This window comes from Streptomyces sp. NPDC059166 (genome assembly GCF_042755185.1).
Lineage (GTDB): Bacteria > Actinomycetota > Actinomycetes > Streptomycetales > Streptomycetaceae > Streptomyces.
The window spans coordinates 16,606-36,006 of record NZ_JBHZCI010000023.1 but is presented as its reverse complement, the minus strand read 5'-3'; the positions used below and the strand labels follow the sequence as shown (position 1 = coordinate 36,006).

The following is a 19,401-nucleotide window of genomic DNA, read 5'->3' as shown; positions in this document are numbered from 1 at the left end:
AGAGCGGGGATAATCGGCCCCATGGCTGCAACATCCCGGGGGACGTCCCCCGTACCCCCGGACGTACGTCCGCGGCTGACCGTGCTCTCCGGCCCCTCCGGGGTCGGCAAGAGCACGGTCGTCGCCCACATGCGCAAGGTCCACCCCGAGGTGTGGCTCTCCGTGTCGGCCACGACACGCAAGCCCCGCCCCGGAGAGCGCAACGGTGTCCACTACTTCTTCGTCGACGACGAGGAGTTCGACAAGCTGATCGCCAACGGCGAGCTGCTGGAGTGGGCCGAGTTCGCGGGCAACCGGTACGGAACCCCGCGCCGGGCCGTGCTCGACCGCCTCGAGGCGGGCGAGCCGGTGCTGCTCGAGATCGACCTCCAGGGCGCCCGGCTGGTCCGCCAGTCGATGCCCGAGGCGCAGCTCGTCTTCCTCGCACCGCCCGGCTGGGACGAGCTGGTCCGCCGGCTCACCGGCCGGGGGACCGAGGCGCCCGACGTGATCGAACGCCGGCTCGCGGCGGCCAAGGTCGAACTGGCCGCCGAGTCGGAGTTCGACACGACGCTCGTCAACACCTCCGTCGAGGACGTCGCACGCGAGCTGCTAACGTTGATGCTGCAGGCTTCCGGCCTCCGCGGTACCGAGAGCTGACCCACCCGGTCCCTCCACGGTCCACGGACGCAGAGCATCACCACTGCGGAACCAGCATGATCAAAGATCTCTTTGATCTCTATCCCCTTCGGAAGGCAGAGAGTGTCCTCTTCCATCACCACGCCCGAGGGCATCATCAACCCGCCGATTGATGAGCTCCTCGAGGCCACCGACTCGAAGTACAGCCTCGTGATCTACGCCGCCAAGCGCGCGCGCCAGATCAACGCGTACTACTCGCAGCTCGGCGAAGGCCTCCTCGAGTACGTCGGTCCGCTCGTCGACACCCACGTGCACGAGAAGCCGCTCTCGATCGCGCTCCGCGAGATCAACGCTGGACTGCTGACCTCCGAGGCCATCGAGGGCCCCGCGCAGTAATCAGCGGTACGCGGCGACGCACCTTCACCACAGGCCCGGCGGTCGGTACCCGCCGGGCCTGTGGTGTGTCCGCAGGTGTGTCCGCACCCCGCGCGGACCGCCCGGTGCGGTGAGGCAGCATGGGGGAGTACGTCACGACGCCGCACACGAGTGCGGAGACACGAGTGCGGGGAGACGCAGTGGAGAAGCCTAGGGTCGTCCTGGGGGTCAGCGGAGGCATCGCCGCGTACAAGGCGTGCGAGCTGCTGCGGCGGCTGACCGAGTCCGGCCACGACGTGCGGGTCGTCCCGACCGAGGCGTCGCTGAACTTCGTCGGGGCCGCCACCTGGTCGGCCCTTTCCGGCAACCCGGTGTCGAGCGAGGTGTGGGAGAGCGTGCACGAGGTGCCGCACGTCCGCATCGGCCAGGCGGCGGATCTCGTCGTGGTCGCCCCCGCCACCGCCGACATGCTCGCCAAGGCGGCCCACGGGCTGGCCGACGACCTGCTCACCAACACCCTCCTCACCGCGCGCTGTCCGGTGGTCTTCGCGCCCGCCATGCACACCGAGATGTGGGAGCACCCCGCCACCCGGGAGAACGTCGCGACCCTGCGCCGCCGTGGCGCCGTCGTCATCGAGCCCGCCGTCGGGAGGCTCACCGGTGTCGACACCGGCAAGGGCCGGCTGCCCGACCCCGGTGAGATCTACGAGGTCTGCCGGCGCGTACTGGCCCGTGGCCCCGTCGAGCCGGACCTCGCCGGCCGGCACGTGGTGATCAGCGCCGGGGGGACGCGGGAGCCGCTCGACCCGGTGCGCTACCTGGGCAACCGGTCCTCGGGCAAGCAGGGCTACGCTCTCGCCCGCACCGCCGTGGCCCGCGGCGCCCGGGTGACCCTCGTGGAGGCGAACACCGGGCTGCCCGACCCGGCGGGCGCCGACGTCCTGCGCGTGGGTACCGCGGTCCAGTTGCGCGAGGCCGTGGTGAAGGCCGCGGCCGACGCGGACGTGGTCGTGATGGCGGCCGCGGTCGCCGACTTCCGTCCGGCCGAGTACGCGACCGGGAAGATCAAGAAGAAGGACGGCCACGAGCCCGAACCCGTCGCACTCGTCCGCAATCCCGACATCCTCGCCGAGGTCGCGGCCGAGCGGTCGAGATCCGGTCAGATCGTCGTCGGGTTCGCCGCCGAGACCGACGACGTCCTCGCCCACGGCAGGGAGAAGCTCCGCCGCAAGGGCTGCGACCTGCTCGTGGTGAACGAGGTGGGGGAGCGCAAGACCTTCGGCTCGGAGGAGAACGAGGCGGTCGTCCTCGGGACCGACGGGAGCGAGACCGCCGTGCCGTATGGGCCCAAGGAGGCTCTTGCCGATACGGTGTGGGACCTGGTCGCGGCGCGTTTCGGCCGGATTGCGTAAGTGCCGCCGGTCAGGGAAGGAACCCACGTGTCACGCCCGGATGGGGGGATTGTCGTACCGCTGTCAACAGTGCGGCAGGTCACAGACCTCCCAAGGGGCGAGACGCGTGACCCAATCACCGGAAGCGACCGATAAACTGGTCGACGGAATGTGCCGGGCGCAGCTCCCGGAGTTCCATCAAATGATCAGCCAGCAGCCGCTGCAACCCCAGGGAGCGATGTGTCCCGCCGTCTCTTCACCTCGGAGTCCGTCACCGAGGGCCACCCCGACAAGATCGCTGACCAGATCAGCGACACGATCCTCGACGCCCTCCTCCGCGAGGACCCCTCCTCGCGCGTCGCCGTCGAGACCCTGATCACCACCGGTCTGGTGCATGTCGCGGGTGAGGTCACCACCAAGGCCTACGCCGACATCCCCAACCTCGTGCGCAACAAGGTGCTGGAGATCGGTTACGACTCCTCCAAGAAGGGCTTCGACGGAGCCTCCTGCGGCGTCTCGGTGTCCATCGGGGCGCAGTCCCCGGACATCGCCCAGGGCGTCGACACCGCGTACGAGAAGCGGGTCGAGGGGGACGAGGACGAGCTCGACAAGCAGGGCGCCGGCGACCAGGGGCTGATGTTCGGCTACGCCTGCGACGAGACGCCCGAGCTGATGCCGCTGCCGATCCACCTCGCGCACCGGCTCTCGCGCCGCCTCTCCGAGGTCCGCAAGAACGGGACCATCCCCTACCTGCGCCCGGACGGCAAGACCCAGGTCACCATCGAGTACGACGGCGACAAGGCCGTCCGGCTCGACACGGTGGTCGTCTCCTCGCAGCACGCCTCCGACATCGACCTGGACTCGCTGCTCGCGCCCGACATCCGCGAGTTCGTCGTCGAGCACGTCCTGAACCAGCTCATCGAGGACGGCATCAAGCTGGACACCGAGGGCTACCGGCTGCTGGTGAACCCGACCGGCCGCTTCGAGATCGGCGGCCCGATGGGCGACGCCGGCCTCACCGGCCGCAAGATCATCATCGACACCTACGGCGGCATGGCCCGCCACGGCGGCGGTGCCTTCTCCGGCAAGGACCCGTCCAAGGTCGACCGCTCGGCCGCCTACGCCATGCGGTGGGTCGCCAAGAACGTCGTCGCGGCCGGCCTCGCCACCCGCTGCGAGGTCCAGGTCGCCTACGCGATCGGCAAGGCCGAGCCGGTGGGCCTGTTCGTCGAGACCTTCGGCACGGCCGCGGTCGACACGGAGAAGATCGAGCACGCCATCGGTGAGGTCTTCGACCTCCGCCCGGCCGCGATCATCCGCGACCTCGACCTGCTCCGCCCGATCTACGCCCAGACGGCGGCGTACGGCCACTTCGGCCGCGAGCTCCCCGACTTCACCTGGGAGCGTGCCGACCGCGTCGACGCGCTGCGCACGGCCGCGGGTCTCTGAGGGCTGTCCCGCATCTCCCGGCGAGCGCCGGGAGATGCGGGACACTCTTTGGCCGGACAGACGCTCGAAGAACATCAGCAGGGGCCCGGACGCCGCGCACGGCGTCCGGGCCCCCGTGCGTCCGCCCTCGCCCGGGCGGCGGCCGGGGCGTGTCAGTGGTGTCTGGTAGGAAGGTGGCTGTGAGCAGCGACGACGAGCGGGCCGAGGAGCCCGGGGCCCCCGAGCAGCTTGCCCTCATCCGGGAGACGGTGCGACGCGCCAAGGTGCCGCGGGCCAAGCCCCGGACCTGGCGGGGGGCGGCGCTCGCCGGGGAACTGCCCGTCGCCCGCGTCCTCGTGAACAGGGGCGCGCTCCATCTCGACCAGTACTTCGACTACGCCGTTCCCGAGGAGCTCGACGCCGAGGCGCAGCCGGGCGTGCGGGTGCGGGTCCGCTTCGGCGCCGGAGGGCGCCAGGTCCGGGGCGGGAGGCGGGAGGGCGGAGGTCTGGTCGACGGCTTCCTGATCGAGCGCCGCGCCACATCGGACTACCAGGGGGCCCTGGCGGCCCTCGCCTACGTCGTCTCACCCGAGCCGGTCCTCTCGCCCGAACTGCTCGCCCTCTCCCGTGCCGTCGCGGACCGTTACGCCGGCAGCCTCGCGGATGTCCTGCAACTCGCCGTCCCGCCGCGCAACGGCCGGGCGGAGGCCAAGCCCTCCCCGGCGCCGCTGCCCCCACCGCCCGCCCCGGAGCCGGGGACCTGGGAGCGGTACGCCCAGGGCCCCGGATTCCTGCGGGCCCTCGCCGAGGGAGGTGCGCCCCGCGCGGTGTGGACCGCGCTGCCCGGACCGCACTGGCCGCAGGAGATCGCGCGGGCCGTGGCGGCGACGCTCGCCTCGGGCCGCGGGGCCCTCGTCGTCGTACCCGACGGGCGGAGCGCGGGGCGGGTCGACGAGGCGCTCACCGCCGTCCTGGGGGAGGGGCGTCATGCCCTGCTGACCGCGGACTCGGGACCCGAGAAGCGCTACCGGCAGTGGCTCGCGGTCCGGCGCGGCTCGGTGCGGGCGGTCGTCGGGACCAGGGCCGCCATGTTCGCGCCCGTGGACGACCTGGGACTGGTCGCGGTCTGGGACGACGGGGACTCCAGCCACAGCGACGACAACGCCCCGTTCCCGCACGTCAGGGAGGTCCTGGAGCTCCGCGCGGCATACGGCCGCTGCGCGTTCCTGCTGGGCGGCACGAGCTGCACCGTGGAGGCCGCGCAGCTGGTCGAGAGCGGATGGGCCCTGCCTCTGCGGGCCGACCGCGAACAGCTGCGGAGCGCAGCGCCGCTCGTCCGTACGGTCGGCGACGGGGAGCTGGCCCGGGACGGCGCGGCCCGTTCGGCGCGGCTGCCCACTCTCGCCTGGCAGACCGTCCGCGACGGTCTGCGCGACGGCCCCGTCCTCGTCCAGGTGCCCCGCCGCGGCTACGCCCCCCGGCTCGCCTGCGAGCGCTGCCGGGAGCCGGCGCGGTGCCGGCACTGCGCCGGGCCGCTGCAGGCCCCGGACCAGCGTGACCTGGACTGCGCGTGGTGCGGCCGGGCGGAGACGGCGTGGAGCTGCGCCGCCTGCGGCGGTCTGCGCCTGCGGGCCCAGATCGTCGGAGCCCGCCGCACCGCCGAGGAGCTGGGCCGGGCCTTTCCCGCCGTCCCGGTGCGGACGTCGGGGCGCGACCACGTCCTGGACTCCGTCCCCGATCAGCCGGCGCTCGTCGTGAGCACCCCGGGCGCCGAGCCGGTGGCCGAGGGAGGGTACGCGGCGGCATTGCTCCTGGACGGGTGGGCGATGGTTGGCCGGCCCGACCTCAGGGCGGGGGAGGAGGCGCTGCGCCGCTGGACGGCGGCCGCCGCGCTGGTGCGCGGGCAGAGCGAGGGCGGAACCGTGGTGATCGTCGCGGAGCCCACGCTGCGGCCCGTGCAGGCACTGGTCCGCTGGGACCCGGTCGGTCACGCTCGCCGCGAGCTCGCCGAGCGCGCGGAACTCGGTTTCCCGCCGGTGTCCCGCATGGCCTCGGTGACCGGCACACCGGAGGCGGTGGCCGCCTGTCTCGCCGGTGCCGACCTCCCCCCGGAGGCCGAGGTGCTCGGCCCGGTGCCGGTCCCGGGCGCCGCACCGGGCAGGCCCCGCAGACAGGGCGGCCCGCCGCCCGGAGACGTCTGGGAGAGGGCCCTGGTCAGGGTTCCGCCCGGGAGGGGCGCGGCACTCGCCGCCGCGCTGAAGGCCGCGCAGGCCGCCCGTACGGCCAAGGGCACCGGAGACCCGGTCCGTATCAGGATCGACCCGCAGGACATCGGGTGACGCGGCCGGACACCGCCGGCCGCGTCAGGGCGGTGGGGAGGCGCCCCGCGGCGCCCGCACGGAGCGATGCGGCCCCGGTGCCGAGCGGCCTCAGCCGTTGCGCGGGCCGGGAAAGGCGCCGGGGCGGTCGGAGGGCTGCGGCGGCATGGAACGGGCCGCGGGCACCGAGGGCGACGAACCCGGTCCGGCCGCAACCGCGCGGTTGGCGGTCTCCGGGGCGGTCTCGGCAGTCCCCGGCTGCGGGGTGGCGCGGCGCGCGCCGTAACGGCGGTGCACCGCCTGCTTGGTGACCCCGAGGGCGGAACCCACCGCGTCCCACGAGAAGCCCAGCGAGCGGTCGAAGTCCACCGCCGCCGTCACCAGCGTCTCGACGCTGTCCCGCAGCTCCTGGGCCAGCCGGACGGTCGGGGCCGGTGCCCTGCCGTAGACGACGAAGCCCGCGGACGGGCCGGACCGGCGGGGGCGGTAGACGTTGCCGAGCTGCGCAGTCAGGGTACGCAGAGCGTCCACCTGCCGCCGGACCCGCTCGATGTCCCGCACCAACAGGTGCAGACGGGCACGCGCCTGGGCGTCGTGGGTTGCGTGGTCGGCCATGAACAAGCCTTTCGAACCGGCGTTGAAAGGGATCGGACCGCGCGAGGGCGGTCCGCTTCGGTCAATCTCTCTTGACCAACGCGTCACACGGCCATGTGGTCACGCAAGAGGGGCGTATGCGCACATGAGCGGGGCGCCCGGGCCCCGCGTGCGCCCCCGTCGCGGGCCCTGGCGGGCCGGAGGGGGCCGCGACGGCCGCGGCACTAGACTTGTGTGCTGCTCGCCACGTTCGTTCCGGCCCGAGAGGCAGTCCGCCACCCATGAAGCTCGTCTTCGCAGGCACCCCCGAGGTCGCCGTCCCCGCCCTGGACGCCCTGATCGCCTCCGAGCGCCACGAGGTGGCCGCCGTGGTGACCCGCCCCGACGCGCCGGCCGGGCGCGGACGCCGGCTGGTCGCCAGCCCCGTGGCCGAGCGCGCCGAGGAGGCCGGCATCGAGGTGCTGAAGCCCGCCAGGCCCCGCGACGAGGACTTCCTGGCCCGGCTGCGCGAGATCGCGCCCGACTGCTGCCCCGTGGTCGCCTACGGCGCCCTGCTCCCCAAGGTGGCGCTGGACGTGCCCGCCAGGGGCTGGGTGAACCTGCACTTCTCCCTCCTGCCCGCCTGGCGGGGTGCCGCGCCCGTGCAGCACTCGCTCATGGCGGGCGACGAGGTCACCGGGGCCTCCACCTTCCTGATCGAGGAAGGGCTGGACTCGGGGCCCGTCTACGGGGTCCTCACCGAGGAGATCCGGCCCACCGACACCAGCGGCGACCTCCTCACCCGGCTCGCCTTCGCGGGCGCGGGGCTGCTCGCGGCGACGATGGACGGCATCGAGGACGGCACCCTGCACGCCGTGCCCCAGCCGGCCGACGGCGTCACGCTCGCGCCGAAGATCAACGTCGAGGACGCACAGGTCGAGTGGTCCGCGCCCGCCCTGCGGGTCGACCGGGTGGTGCGCGGCTGCACGCCCGCCCCCGGGGCCTGGACCGTCTTCCGCGGTGAGCGCCTCAAGCTGGTCCAGGCCGTCCCCGTCGTCGACCGCACCGACCTGGCGCCGGGCGAACTCTCCGCGGGCAAGAACAACGTCTACGCCGGCACGGGCTCGCACGCCGTGGAACTGCTCTGGGTCCAGCCGCAGGGCAAGAAGCCGATGCGGGCCGCCGACTGGGCGCGCGGCGTGCGCATCGTCCACGGCGAGCTGCTCGGAGCCTGAGGGCGGGGCCGCCGCCGGGGGCCGGGGCCCTGCGGCGGCGACGTACGCTGGACGGGTTCGGCCCCCTCACCATCAGCGGAGCACCTTTCACGTGAACGACCAGCAGCGCCGCCGTCCCGCCAAGCCGCACCGGCGTCCCAAGAAGGACCCGGTCCGCTTCCTCGCCTTCGAGGTGCTCAGGGCGGTCGACGAACGCGACGCCTACGCCAACCTCGTCCTGCCCCCGCTGCTGAAGAAGGCGCGCGCCAAGGGCGACTTCGAGGGCAGGGACGCCGCGCTGGCGACCGAGCTGGTCTACGGGACCCTCCGCCGCCAGGGCACCTACGACGCGATCGTCGCGGCCTGCATCGACCGGCCGCTGCGCGAGGTCGACCCGCCGGTCCTCGACGTGCTCAACATGGGCGTCCACCAGCTTCTCGGCACCCGCATCCCCACCCACGCCGCGGTCTCCGCCAGCGTCGAGCTGGCCAGGGTCGTGCTGGGGGAGGGCCGCGCCAAGTTCGTCAACGCGGTGCTCCGCAAGGTCTCCGCGCACGACCTGGAGGAGTGGGTCGAGCGGGTCGCGCCCCCGTACGAGGAGGACGCCGAGGAGCACCTCTCGGTGGTGCACTCCCACCCCCGCTGGGTCGTCTCCGCCCTCTGGGACTCCCTGGGAGGCGGCCGCGCCGGGATCGAGGACCTGCTGGAGGCCGACAACGAGCGGCCCGAGGTCACCCTGGCCGCCCGCCCCGGCCGCTCCACCACCGCGGAACTGCTGGACGCGCTCGGAGAGGACAGCGGCCTGCCGGGCCGCTGGTCGCCCTACGCCGTGCGGATGGCCGAGGGCGGCGAGCCCGGATCCCTGGCCGCGGTGCGGGACGGCAGCGCCGGAGTACAGGACGAGGGCAGCCAGCTCGTCGCCACCGCCCTGGCGAACGCCCCGGTCGAGGGCGACGACACCAGGTGGCTCGACGGCTGCGCGGGCCCGGGCGGCAAGGCCGCGCTGCTGGCCGCGCTCGCCGCGGAGCGCGGAGCGGCCCTGCTCGCCTCCGAGAAGCAGCCGCACCGGGCCCGGCTCGTCGAGCGGGCGCTGGCCGGCAACCCCGGCCCGTACCAGGTGATCACCGCCGACGGCACGCGGCCGCCGTGGCGGCCCGGCTCCTTCGACCGCGTGCTGATGGACGTCCCGTGCTCGGGCCTCGGAGCGCTGCGCCGCCGCCCCGAGTCCCGCTGGCGCCGCCGCCCGGAGGATCTGGAGGGCTTCGCGCCCCTGCAGCGCGGGCTGTTGCGGGAGGCGCTGAAGGCCGTCCGGATCGGCGGGGTCGTCGGGTACGCCACCTGCTCACCGCATCTCGCGGAGACCAGGGTCGTCGTCGAGGACGTGCTCAAGGGGCGAGGCGGAGCGCCGGTCGAGGCCGAGTGGATCGACGCCCGCCCCCTCCTCCCCGGTGTGCCCGCGCTCGGTGACGGTCCGGACATCCAGCTCTGGCCGCATCTGCACGGCACCGACGCCATGTACCTCGCCCTGCTGCGCCGCACGGCCTGATCGTGGGTGGAAAAGCCGGGATTGCGCGAACCGTGATGATCCCGTGAGGCTTTGAGGCCCACCGGGGCGGGGAAGTCGCGCGAAGCATGGCAGGCTTGGGGGCATGGCCCAGATCAACCCCAGCATCCTGTCCGCCGACTTCGCCCGCCTTGCCGAGGAGGCGAAGGCCGTGGAGGGCGCCGACTGGCTCCATGTCGACGTCATGGACAACCACTTCGTGCCCAACCTGACGCTGGGCGTGCCCATCGTGGAGTCGCTGAGCAGGGCCACGGACACCCCGCTGGACTGCCACCTCATGATCGAGGACGCGGACCGCTGGGCCCCGCAGTACGTCGAGGCCGGTGCGGGCTCGGTCACCTTCCACGTGGAGGCCGCGGCCGCACCCGTGCGGCTCGCGAGGGAGATCAGGGCCAAGGGCGCCCGCGCGTCGATGGCGCTCAAGCCCGCCACACCCATCGAGCCCTACGAGGACCTGCTCCCCGAGCTGGACATGCTGCTGATCATGACGGTCGAGCCGGGGTTCGGCGGGCAGGCGTTCCTCGACATCATGCTCCCCAAGATCCGCCGCACCCGTCAGCTGATCGCCAAGCACGGACTCGAGCTCTGGCTGCAGGTCGACGGCGGGGTCTCCGCCTCCACCATCGAGCGGTGCGCGGAGGCGGGCGCTGACGTCTTCGTCGCCGGTTCGGCCGTCTACGGGGCCGATGACCCCGCCGAGGCGGTGCGGGCGCTCCGCGCGCAGGCGGACGCGGTCACCGCTTCGGCGCCCTGGGCATGCGGCCACTGAACCAAGCTCAGATGAACGCGGCCCGACGGGCCTGATCAAGCATCGCCGGATCTGACAGGATGGACGGCGTAACGAGCGTGTGAACAGCAGTGAGGAGATCGCGGTGTCTGGCATCTCGGCGGGTCGGTCAGCCATGCGGATGGGACCCGCGGAGCTGGTGCAGGCGGCGGCCATGGCCCGCCGGTTCTACCTCGAGGGAAAGTCCAAGATCCAGATCGCCGAGGAGTTCGGCGTCAGCCGCTTCAAGGTGGCCAGGGTCCTGGAGACCGCCCTCGAGCGGGATCTCGTACGCATCGAGATCCGGGTACCGGCCGAGCTCGACGCGGAGCGCTCGGACGCCCTGCGCGCCCGCTACGGCCTGCGGCACGCCGTCGTGGTCGAGTCCCCGGCGGAGGAGCAGGACGACGCCGCGGATCCGGAGAACCTGGGCGAGGTCGCGGCCGACCTGCTCGGCGAGCTGGTCGACGAGGGCGACGTGCTGGGGCTGGCCTGGGGGCGGTCCACCATCCACATGGCCGCGGCCCTCGACCGGCTCCCGCCGTGCACCGTCGTCCAGCTGACCGGTGTCTACGACGCCGGCACGGCCGAGCGCGGCTCGGTGGAGGCGGTCCGCCGTGCCGCACAGGTCTCCGGCGGTGAGGCCCACCCCATCTACGCCCCGATGCTGCTGCCCGATCCGGCGACCGCGGCGGCGCTCCGGCACCAGACGGGGATCGCCCGCGCCTACGAGTACTTCGACAAGGTGACCGTCGCCGCGGTCTCCATCGGATCCTGGGAACCAGGCATCTCCACCGTCCACGACATGCTCTCGGACGAGGAGCGGCAGCACTACGCCTCCCTCGGAGTGGCGGCTGAGATGTCCGCCCACCTCTTCGACACCCACGGGCGCCGGGTCGGGCGGGACCTCGGCGAGCGCTGCATCACCGTGGAGGCCGACCGGCTGCGCAGGATTCCCGAGGTGGTGGCCATCGCCGGCGGCCAGCGCAAGGCTGCGGCGATCGGCGCGGTGCTGCGGTCCGGACTGGTCACCAGCCTGGTGACGGACACCGCTGCCGCGGACTACCTGCTGACGGAGTCGGCCGCCGGCCAGCGGCCGGCGCTGGAGCGGGCCGACCCCGACGACTGACCTCGCCCCGCGAAGCACGGGAGGCGCCGGACACCCTGGGGTGTCCGGCGCCTCTCACGCTTCGCCTCGCCGTCAGCGCGGGCCGTGTCCAGCCCTCAGCCGCTCGTCGGCGACCTCCTGCCGGGTGCCCGCGGAGGCCTGCCGTGGCACCCCCGTACCGGACTCGGGTGGTTCCCCGCCGACACCGAGCACGGACTCCTCCAGATAGGCCTCAGGCTCCGCGTACTGACCGACCTCCGCCGGGTTGTAGCGGGGTGTCTGCCGGGACCAGTCGAGATTGCCCCGCATCCAGCTGCGCATCCCGTCGAGGTAGGGCACCAGAAGCCCGCCGAGATCGGGGTGGAGGGAGAGGAGCTCGGCCTCGGCGGCGAGGAAGCGCCGCGTCTCGGCCGCTATCTCCGCGCACACGTGCTCCAGGGCCTGCTGCTTCCCGTACCCGCGGTGATGACGGACCAGGTGGACCAGGTTGTGGATCTCGCCCAGCACCTGTTCCTTCTCGTAGGAGTACACGTCGTTCGCCCAGCAGACGACGTTGCAGGAGGCCTCGAGCGCGGTGATGAACCGGGCGTCGTTGTGGATCGACTCGGGGGCGCCCGTGCCGGTCACGATCTCTATCAGGTCCATGCACACATGGATCGCCCCGGTGTGGCGGCGGTTGGCGATGTACGTCGCCTCGGCGGGCACGACGCCCTCCGCCCGGTTGCCCGCCTCCCAGGTGGTCGCGGTCGTCAGATAGGTCATGAGGTGCCAGGCGAAGCGGGTGCGCCAGTGCGGCGCGGCCTGCGGGATCGTGCGTTCCCACAGATCGGCCAGGGCGACGAGTGCCGCGGGGGCCTCCTCGTCGTCCTCGGGGCGGGGAGCGACCCCTTCGACCACCGCACGCATCCGCTCGACCACGTCACGTACGAGCTCGGGCGTCCGGCCCAGATGGCCGTCGTCGAGCTGGTCGTCGACGAGGAAGAGCCAGACGAACCAGTCGGCCACCAGATCGAGGTGCTCGGCGTTCGCCGTCGGGTAGACCATGCCGACGAACGCGCCGAAGTCGGCGTGTTCGAAGCGCTCTCTCGCGGACTCGCGGTGGACGAGGCCGGTGCGCCGTGTCCACTCGTCGAGATGTTCCCGGGTGTGCCCCACATGCGGATTGGTGCGTGAGGGGAACGGGCAGTAGATGTAGGGCAGTTCGCTCTCCACAGGCGGATCCCCATCCTCTCCGGCCGGACGCGCGTCAGGCGTTCCGGTTCGTGGGCCGTGACCCACCACCGAGACCTGCGGATTTGAAGTTACCTGACCGTTCGTCACCCGGTCCAGCGATAGTGATCACGAACGAGCGAATCGCGTTCGGGTAGGCTCCCTGGGTAAGGCAGGTCTCCACTTGCCCGTGGCCCCTGGGCCTCCTTCTGGAGGAAAGCACGAACGCAGGGGCTCATCGCTGTGTCTTCGTGGAAGCGACCTGCGCGGTTTCGTGTGAAAAAATGAGTGTTATGCGTTTTCTTGAGCCCGGCACCGGTCGTTACACGGCCTCCCCCTCGGTCCCCTACGACCTGACGTACGACGACGTCTTCATGGTCCCCGGCCGTTCCGCCGTCGGATCCCGTCAGGCGGTGGACCTCTCCTCGCCGGACGGCAGTGGCACCACCATTCCCCTCGTCGTCGCGAACATGACCGCCATCGCGGGCCGCCGGATGGCGGAGACGGTCGCCCGCCGCGGCGGGCTCGTCGTGATTCCCCAGGACATTCCGATCGAGGTCGTCACCGAGGTCATCGGCTGGGTCAAGAAGCGTCACCTCGTCCTCGACACCCCGATCGTGCTGGCCCCCGGTCAGACGGTCGCCGACGCGCTGTCCCTGCTCCACAAGCGCGCCCACGGCGCCGGTGTCGTCGTCGACGAGGGCAACCGCCCGGTCGGTGTCGTCACCGACCACGACCTGACCGGCGTGGACCGCTTCACCCAGCTGTCCGAGGTCATGTCCAAGGACCTGGTCGTGCTCGACGCGGACATCGACCCGCGCGAGGCCTTCAACAAGCTCGACGGCGCCAACCGCAAGCTCGCCCCCGCGGTCGACGCGGACGGCCGGCTCGTCGGCATCCTCACCCGGAAGGCCGCACTGCGCGCCACGCTCTACACCCCCGCGACGGACGCGGACGGCAAGCTGCGCATCGCCGCGGCCGTAGGGATCAACGGCGATGTGGCCGGCAAGGCCAAGCAGCTCCTCGACGCCGGCGTCGACACCCTGGTCGTCGACACCGCGCACGGCCACCAGGAGTCGATGATCAGCGCCGTCGCCGCGGTGCGGGCGCTCGACCCGGCCGTGCCGATCGTCGCGGGCAACGTCGTCGCGGCCGAAGGCGTGCGCGACCTGATCGAGGCCGGTGCCGACATCATCAAGGTCGGCGTGGGCCCCGGCGCGATGTGCACCACCCGGATGATGACCGGCGTCGGGCGGCCGCAGTTCTCGGCCGTCCTCGAGTGCGCCGCCGAGGCGAGGAAGCACGGCAAGCACGTCTGGGCCGACGGCGGTGTCCGCCACCCGCGCGACGTGGCGATGGCCCTCGCCGCCGGTGCGTCCAACGTGATGATCGGCTCCTGGTTCGCGGGCACGTACGAGTCGCCCGGTGACCTCCAGCAGTCCGCCGACGGCCGGTACTACAAGGAGTCGTTCGGGATGGCGTCGGCGCGTGCGGTCAGGAACCGCACCTCCGAGGAGTCCGCCTACGACCGTGCCCGCAAGGGCCTGTTCGAGGAGGGCATCTCCACCTCGCGGATGTTCCTCGACCCCACGCGCCCCGGCGTGGAGGACCTGGTCGACTCGATCATCGCGGGTGTCCGCTCCTCCTGCACCTACGCGGGCGCCTCCTCGCTCGAGGAGTTCGCGGAGAAGGCGATCGTGGGCGTGCAGAGTGCCGCAGGGTACGCGGAGGGCAAGCCGCTGCACGCCAGCTGGAGCTGATGGCGCGGGCCCCGCGCCCCGCGTCCGAGTGCCCCTCCCGGGAGTCCGTGCCGGGAGGGGCACTCGCATGTCCAAGGGCCCCTGCCGCACCGGGAGTTCACGCATCCGAACCACGGTCCCCCCACCAACGCGACTGCGCAATAAGTAATATGAGTCGCAATCAGTTGCCTGCCTCTCTGCGGTAAGGGATTCCATGACCTCCTTCTTCACCGATCTGGCCCAGCAGTTCATCGACGGCGAGTGGAGGCCGGGGAAGGGATCCTGGGACATCATCGACTTCAACCCGTACAGCGGGGAGAAGCTCGCCTCCATCACCGTCGCCACCACGGGCGAGGTCGACCAGGCATACCGTTCGGCCGAGCGGGCGCAGCCGGAGTGGGCCGGTACCAATCCGTACGCCCGCCGGGCGGTGCTGGAGAAGGCGCTGCGCGTGGTCGAGGAGCGCGAGGCCGAGATCGCCGAGGCGATCGTCGCGGAGCTGGGCGGCACCCGGCTGAAGGCCGGCTTCGAACTGCACCTGGCCAAGGAGTTCCTGCGCGAGGCCGCGCAGCTCACCCTGCGGTCCACGGGCCGGATACTTCCTTCGCCCACCGACGGCAAGGAGAACCGCGTCTACCGGCTGCCCGCCGGAGTCGTCGGCGTCATCAGCCCCTTCAACTTCCCCTTCCTGCTGTCGCTCAAGTCGGTCGCGCCCGCGCTCGCCCTGGGCAACGCCGTGGTCCTCAAGCCGCACCAGAACACCCCGGTCTGCGGCGGCACCCTGATCGCCAAGGTCTTCGAGGAGGCGGGGCTCCCCGCCGGGCTGCTCAACGTCGTGGTGACCGACATAGCCGAGATCGGTGACAGCCTGCTGGAGCACCCCGTTCCGCAGGTCATCTCCTTCACCGGGTCCGACAAGGTCGGCCGCCACGTGGCGACGGTCTGCGCGGCCAACCTCAAGCGCGCCGTCCTCGAACTGGGCGGCAACAGCGCCCTGATCGTCCTCGACGACGCCGATGTGGACTACGCCGTCGACGCCGCGGTCTTCAGCCGCTACATCCACCAGGGCCAGGTCTGCATGGCGGCCAACCGCATCCTGGTCGACCGGGCGGTGGAGGCGGAGTTCACCGAGAAGTTCGTCGCCAAGGTCGCGTCCCTGACCGTCGGCGACCCCGCCGACCCCGCCACCCACATCGGCCCGCTCATCAACTCCTCGCAGGCCGAGGCCGTCTCCCGGCTCGTCGACGAGACGGTGGAGGCGGGCGCGACGGCCCTCCTGCACGGCCGGGCCGACGGCAACGTGGTGAGCCCGTCGGTGCTGACCGGTCTCGCCGCCGACTCCCCGGTGCTGCGGCAGGAGATCTTCGGCCCGGTGGCCCTCCTCGTCCCCTTCGACGGCGAGGACGAGGCCGTACGGATCGCCAACGACACCCCGTACGGACTGAGCGGCGCCGTCCACACCGCGGACGTCGAACGCGGCGTACGCGTGGGGCAGCGGATCCACACCGGCATGATCCACATCAACGACGGCACCGTCCACGACGAGCCCATCGTCCCGTTCGGCGGAGAGAAGAACTCCGGGCTCGGGCGTCTCAACGGGGAGTCCATGCTCGAGGCCTTCACCACCCAGAAGTGGATCTCCGTGCAGCACGGCCGTTCGCAGTTCCCCTTCTGACCCGTCCGACCGCTCCGCGCCCTGCGGCGGGCGCGCCCCTCGTGGCGCGCCCGTGGTCTACTTCGGGGGCGGCCCGTGCCGCCCCCGAACCACCGCCGCAGAGAGATGATCCACCCGACGTGCGCCTGAACGACCTCGACGAACGCATCGTCCACGCCCTCGCCGAGGACGCCCGCCGCTCCTACGCGGACATCGGCGCCCTGATCGGCCTCTCCGCCCCCGCGGTGAAACGCCGGGTGGACAGGCTCCGCGCCGAGGGCGCCATCACCGGTTTCACGGTGCGGGTCGACCCGGCGGCGCTCGGCTGGGAGACCGAGGGCTTCATCGAGATCTACTGCAGCCGCAACACCGCCCCCGAGGCGATCAAACGGGGCCTGTCCGCCTATCCGGAGATCGCCTCGGCGTCCACGGTCACCGGCGACGCCGACGCGATCGTCCAGGTCTTCGCCGCCGACATGCGGCACTTCGAGCAGGTGCTGGAGCGCATCGCCGGGGAGCCCTACGTCGAGCGGACGAAGTCGGTCCTGGTCCTGTCCCCGTTGCTGCGGCGCTTCTCCTCGGCACCGCCGGCCTGAGGGCGGCCGGGCCTGAGGCGAACGAACCGGGCAGGCGAACGAACCGGGCAGGCCCGGGCGGAGACCGAGATCACAGGTCTGACCTGCGAATTCCTCCCGTGCAACGAATCGCCGCAGGAGGGCCCTCACGCGCAACGGATCGATGGTCGACGCGCAACAATCGCGCCTTGTCCAGGGTGATCCGCGGGCCGTACCTTCGATACGTCTCCCGCCCCGCCCGCCCCGTCCGAGGTCAGCCATGCCGCCGTTGCGTACCGCCCTGCTCCAGAGCTCCGGACGGCCCGGCGCCGTCCCTGAGAACCTGAAGGCGCTCGACACGGCCGCGGCCCGCGCCGCCGGGGCGGGGGCACGGCTGCTGGTCTCGCCCGAACTGTTCCTGACGGGTTACGCCATCGGGGACGCCGTACCCGCACTCGCCGAGCCCGCCGACGGGCCCGGAGCCCGTGAGGTCGCGGCCATCGCCGCACGCCACGGCCTCGCCGTCCTCTACGGCTACCCGGAGCGCGCCGGCGACCGTATCCACAACGCCGCGCAGCTGATCGGCCCGGACGGCAGCCCGCTCGCCAACTACCGCAAGACCCACCTGTTCGGTGACTTCGAGGAGAAGTGGTTCACCCCCGGTGACACGCCGGTAGTCCAGGCCGAGCTCGACGGTGTACGGATCGGGCTGCTGATCTGCTACGACGTGGAGTTCCCGGAGAACGTGCGCGCCCACGCGCTGGCCGGGACCGAACTCCTGCTGGTGCCGACCGCGCTGATGCAGCCGTTCCCGTTCGTCGCGCAGGCCGTGGTCCCGGTGCGCGCCTTCGAGAGCCAGCTCTACATCGCGTACGCCAACAGGGCCGGCGCGGAGGGCGAGTTCGACTTCACGGGGCTCAGCTGCCTGGCAGGCCCCGACGGCACCGTACGCGTCCGTGCGGGACACGGGGAGGAACTCCTCGTCGGCGAGGTCGACCCCGGGCTGCTGTCCGCCTCACGCGCCGTCAACCCCTACCTGCGGGACCGCGTGCCGGGGCTGTACGGCTCCCTCGTCTGAGCATCCCCGCCCTCGCCTGCCCCACCTTTCCGCCGCTTCCCGACGCTTCCGACGCTTCCGCGCAAGGAGTCCGTACCCCATGACGTCCACGGTGCCCAACGCCGTCCAGCACACCGACGCGCAGCCGCCGATCACCATGTTCGGGCCGGACTTCCCCTACGCCTACGACGACTTCCTGGCGCACCCGGCCGGCATCGGGCAGATCCCGGCCACCGAGCACGGCACCGAGGTCGCCGTGATCGGCGGCGGGCTCTCCGGCATCATCACCGCCTACGAACTCATGAAGATGGGCCTCAAGCCGGTCGTCTACGAAGCCGACCGCATCGGCGGCCGGCTGCGTACCGTCGGCTTCGACGGATGCGACCCCTCGCTGACCGCCGAGATGGGGGCCATGCGCTTCCCGCCGTCCTCCACCGCGCTCCAGCACTACATCGACCTGGTGGGGCTGGAGACCAGGCCGTTCCCCAACCCCCTCTCCCCGGCGACCCCCTCGACCGTCGTCGACCTCAAGGGCGAGTCCCACTACGCCCGCACCATCGAGGACCTGCCGGCCGTGTACCGGGAGGTCATGGACGCCTGGAACACCTGCCTGGAGGAGGGCGCCGACTTCTCCGACATGAACCGCGCGATGCGGGAGCGCGACGTACCGCGCATCCGGGAGATCTGGGCGAAGCTCGTCGAGAAGCTCGACGACCAGACGTTCTACGGCTTCCTCTGCGCCTCCGACGCCTTCTCCTCCTTCCGGCACCGGGAGATCTTCGGCCAGGTCGGCTTCGGTACCGGGGGCTGGGACACCGACTTCCCCAACTCGATCCTGGAGATCCTGCGCGTCGTCTACACCGAGGCCGACGACCACCACCGGGGGATCGTGGGGGGCAGCCAGCAGCTCCCGCTCAGGCTGTGGGACCGGGAACCGCGGAAGATCACACACTGGCCGCTCGGCACCTCGCTCTCCTCGCTGCACGGCGGGGAGCCGCGGACCGCCGTCACCAGGCTGGACCGCACCGCCGGGAACCGGATCACGGTCACCGACTCCACCGGTGACATACGCACCTACCGGGCGGCTGTGTTCACCGGACAGTCCTGGCTGCTGCTCTCCAAGATCGCCTGTGACGACGCGCTCTTCCCGATCGACCACTGGACGGCGATGGAGCGCACCCACTACATGGAGTCGTCCAAGCTGTTCGTGCCGGTCGACCGGCCCTTCTGGCTCGACAAGGACGAGGCCACCGGCCGGGACCGGATGTCCATGACGCTCACGGACCGGATGACCCGCGGGACGTACCTCCTCGACGACGGACCGGACAGGCCGGCCGTCATCTGCCTCTCCTACACCTGGTGCGACGACAGCCTGAAGTGGCTGCCGCTGTCCCCGGAGGAGCGGATGGACGTCATGCTCAAGTCGCTCGGCGAGATCTATCCGGGAGTCGACATCCGCAAGCACGTCATCGGCAACCCGGTCACGGTCTCCTGGGAGAACGAGCCGTACTTCATGGGCGCGTTCAAGGCCAACCTGCCCGGCCACTACCGCTACCAGCGGCGCCTGTTCACCCACTTCATGCAGGACCGGCTGCCCGAGGACAAGCGCGGCCTCTTCCTCGCGGGCGACGACATCTCCTGGACGGCGGGCTGGGCCGAGGGCGCCGTCCAGACCGCGCTCAACGCCGTATGGGGCGTGATGACGCAGTTCGGCGGCGCCACCGACCCCACGAATCCGGGGCCCGGTGACGTCTTCGACGAGCTCGCGCCCGTGGAGCTCCCGGAAGGCTGAGACGGGACGCGGGGCGGTTGCCGTGGCCGCCCCGCGGCAGG

Annotated in this window: 16 protein-coding genes; 14 read left to right on the top strand and 2 right to left on the bottom strand. The window is 72.0% G+C overall.

Features of this window, described 5'->3' with window-relative positions; all coding sequences use genetic code 11:
- Positions 1–21: 21 nt before the first annotated feature.
- The 5 genes from gmk (at position 22) to ACFXOA_RS18745 (ending at position 6,151) form a co-directional block, all read left to right on the top strand.
- Positions 22–639: a guanylate kinase gene (gmk, locus tag ACFXOA_RS18765; protein ID WP_385029230.1), complete on the top strand. Its 618-nt coding sequence runs from the start codon at positions 22–24 to the stop codon at positions 637–639.
- A 102-nt stretch (positions 640–741) separates the two neighbouring features.
- Entirely contained in the window at positions 742–1,014 is a 273-nt protein-coding gene (gene rpoZ / locus ACFXOA_RS18760) for a DNA-directed RNA polymerase subunit omega (protein ID WP_003970369.1), read from the top strand.
- A 179-nt stretch (positions 1,015–1,193) separates the two neighbouring features.
- Positions 1,194–2,405: a bifunctional phosphopantothenoylcysteine decarboxylase/phosphopantothenate--cysteine ligase CoaBC gene (coaBC, locus tag ACFXOA_RS18755; RefSeq protein ID WP_385029227.1), complete on the top strand. Its 1,212-nt coding sequence runs from the start codon at positions 1,194–1,196 to the stop codon at positions 2,403–2,405.
- Positions 2,406–2,624: 219 nt separating this feature from the next.
- Positions 2,625–3,833, top strand: coding sequence for a methionine adenosyltransferase (gene metK / locus ACFXOA_RS18750; RefSeq protein ID WP_385029224.1), 1,209 nt, complete (start codon positions 2,625–2,627; stop codon positions 3,831–3,833).
- A 179-nt stretch (positions 3,834–4,012) separates the two neighbouring features.
- Positions 4,013–6,151: a primosomal protein N' gene (locus tag ACFXOA_RS18745; RefSeq protein WP_385029221.1), complete on the top strand. Its 2,139-nt coding sequence runs from the start codon at positions 4,013–4,015 to the stop codon at positions 6,149–6,151.
- Between the two features lie 90 nt (positions 6,152–6,241).
- Here the strand turns inward: ACFXOA_RS18745 and ACFXOA_RS18740 are convergent, their stop codons facing one another.
- Positions 6,242–6,745, bottom strand: a complete 504-nt coding sequence (locus tag ACFXOA_RS18740) for a hypothetical protein (RefSeq protein ID WP_385029218.1) — start codon at positions 6,743–6,745, stop codon at positions 6,242–6,244.
- Positions 6,746–7,005: 260 nt separating this feature from the next.
- On the opposite strand from ACFXOA_RS18740, the gene fmt reads away from it, so the two are divergent.
- The 4 genes from fmt (at position 7,006) to ACFXOA_RS18720 (ending at position 11,376) form a co-directional block, all read left to right on the top strand.
- A complete protein-coding gene (fmt, locus tag ACFXOA_RS18735) occupies positions 7,006–7,938 on the top strand; it encodes a methionyl-tRNA formyltransferase (protein WP_385029215.1) in 933 nt (310 codons plus the stop codon).
- Between the two features lie 91 nt (positions 7,939–8,029).
- Entirely contained in the window at positions 8,030–9,463 is a 1,434-nt protein-coding gene (locus tag ACFXOA_RS18730; protein WP_385029211.1) for an RsmB/NOP family class I SAM-dependent RNA methyltransferase, read from the top strand.
- 103 nt (positions 9,464–9,566) lie between these two features.
- The gene (rpe, locus tag ACFXOA_RS18725) at positions 9,567–10,250 is read left to right on the top strand and encodes a ribulose-phosphate 3-epimerase (protein ID WP_385029208.1); all 684 of its coding nucleotides are present in this window, start codon (positions 9,567–9,569) and stop codon (positions 10,248–10,250) included.
- A gap of 139 nt (positions 10,251–10,389) precedes the next feature.
- Entirely contained in the window at positions 10,390–11,376 is a 987-nt protein-coding gene (locus ACFXOA_RS18720) for a sugar-binding transcriptional regulator (RefSeq protein ID WP_385029434.1), read from the top strand.
- 72 nt (positions 11,377–11,448) lie between these two features.
- On the opposite strand, the gene ACFXOA_RS18715 is transcribed toward ACFXOA_RS18720, so the two are convergent.
- Positions 11,449–12,567, bottom strand: a complete 1,119-nt coding sequence (locus tag ACFXOA_RS18715) for a terpene cyclase (RefSeq protein ID WP_385029205.1) — start codon at positions 12,565–12,567, stop codon at positions 11,449–11,451.
- Positions 12,568–12,857: 290 nt separating this feature from the next.
- Here ACFXOA_RS18715 and ACFXOA_RS18710 point away from each other — a divergent pair, with 290 nt between their 5' ends.
- The 5 genes from ACFXOA_RS18710 (at position 12,858) to ACFXOA_RS18690 (ending at position 19,360) form a co-directional block, all read left to right on the top strand.
- Complete coding sequence (locus ACFXOA_RS18710) at positions 12,858–14,324, top strand: GuaB1 family IMP dehydrogenase-related protein (protein ID WP_385029202.1); 1,467 nt, start codon at positions 12,858–12,860, stop codon at positions 14,322–14,324.
- A 193-nt stretch (positions 14,325–14,517) separates the two neighbouring features.
- Positions 14,518–15,978, top strand: a complete 1,461-nt coding sequence (locus ACFXOA_RS18705; protein ID WP_385029199.1) for an aldehyde dehydrogenase family protein — start codon at positions 14,518–14,520, stop codon at positions 15,976–15,978.
- Positions 15,979–16,097: 119 nt separating this feature from the next.
- A complete protein-coding gene (locus ACFXOA_RS18700; protein WP_385029196.1) occupies positions 16,098–16,553 on the top strand; it encodes an Lrp/AsnC family transcriptional regulator in 456 nt (151 codons plus the stop codon).
- A 238-nt stretch (positions 16,554–16,791) separates the two neighbouring features.
- Positions 16,792–17,589, top strand: coding sequence for a carbon-nitrogen hydrolase family protein (locus ACFXOA_RS18695; RefSeq protein WP_385029193.1), 798 nt, complete (start codon positions 16,792–16,794; stop codon positions 17,587–17,589).
- A 79-nt stretch (positions 17,590–17,668) separates the two neighbouring features.
- Positions 17,669–19,360 (top strand): flavin monoamine oxidase family protein, encoded by a 1,692-nt coding sequence (locus tag ACFXOA_RS18690; RefSeq protein ID WP_385029190.1) that lies wholly within the window; start codon positions 17,669–17,671, stop codon positions 19,358–19,360.
- The last annotated feature ends 41 nt before the right edge of the window (positions 19,361–19,401 follow it).

Excerpts from the sequence above, each read along its gene's own strand:
- ACFXOA_RS18695 (WP_385029193.1), top strand. The coding sequence starts at position 16,792 with ATGCCGCCGTTGCGTACCGCCCTGCTCCAGAGCTCCGGACGGCCCGGC.
- rpe (WP_385029208.1), top strand. The coding sequence starts at position 9,567 with ATGGCCCAGATCAACCCCAGCATCCTGTCCGCCGACTTCGCCCGCCTT.
- ACFXOA_RS18705 (WP_385029199.1), top strand. The coding sequence starts at position 14,518 with ATGACCTCCTTCTTCACCGATCTGGCCCAGCAGTTCATCGACGGCGAG.
- ACFXOA_RS18720 (WP_385029434.1), top strand. The coding sequence starts at position 10,390 with ATGGGACCCGCGGAGCTGGTGCAGGCGGCGGCCATGGCCCGCCGGTTC.
- fmt (WP_385029215.1), top strand. The coding sequence starts at position 7,006 with ATGAAGCTCGTCTTCGCAGGCACCCCCGAGGTCGCCGTCCCCGCCCTG.
- ACFXOA_RS18690 (WP_385029190.1), top strand. The coding sequence starts at position 17,669 with ATGACGTCCACGGTGCCCAACGCCGTCCAGCACACCGACGCGCAGCCG.
- ACFXOA_RS18740 (WP_385029218.1), bottom strand. The coding sequence starts at position 6,745 with ATGGCCGACCACGCAACCCACGACGCCCAGGCGCGTGCCCGTCTGCAC.
- ACFXOA_RS18710 (WP_385029202.1), top strand. The coding sequence starts at position 12,858 with ATGCGTTTTCTTGAGCCCGGCACCGGTCGTTACACGGCCTCCCCCTCG.
- gmk (WP_385029230.1), top strand. The coding sequence starts at position 22 with ATGGCTGCAACATCCCGGGGGACGTCCCCCGTACCCCCGGACGTACGT.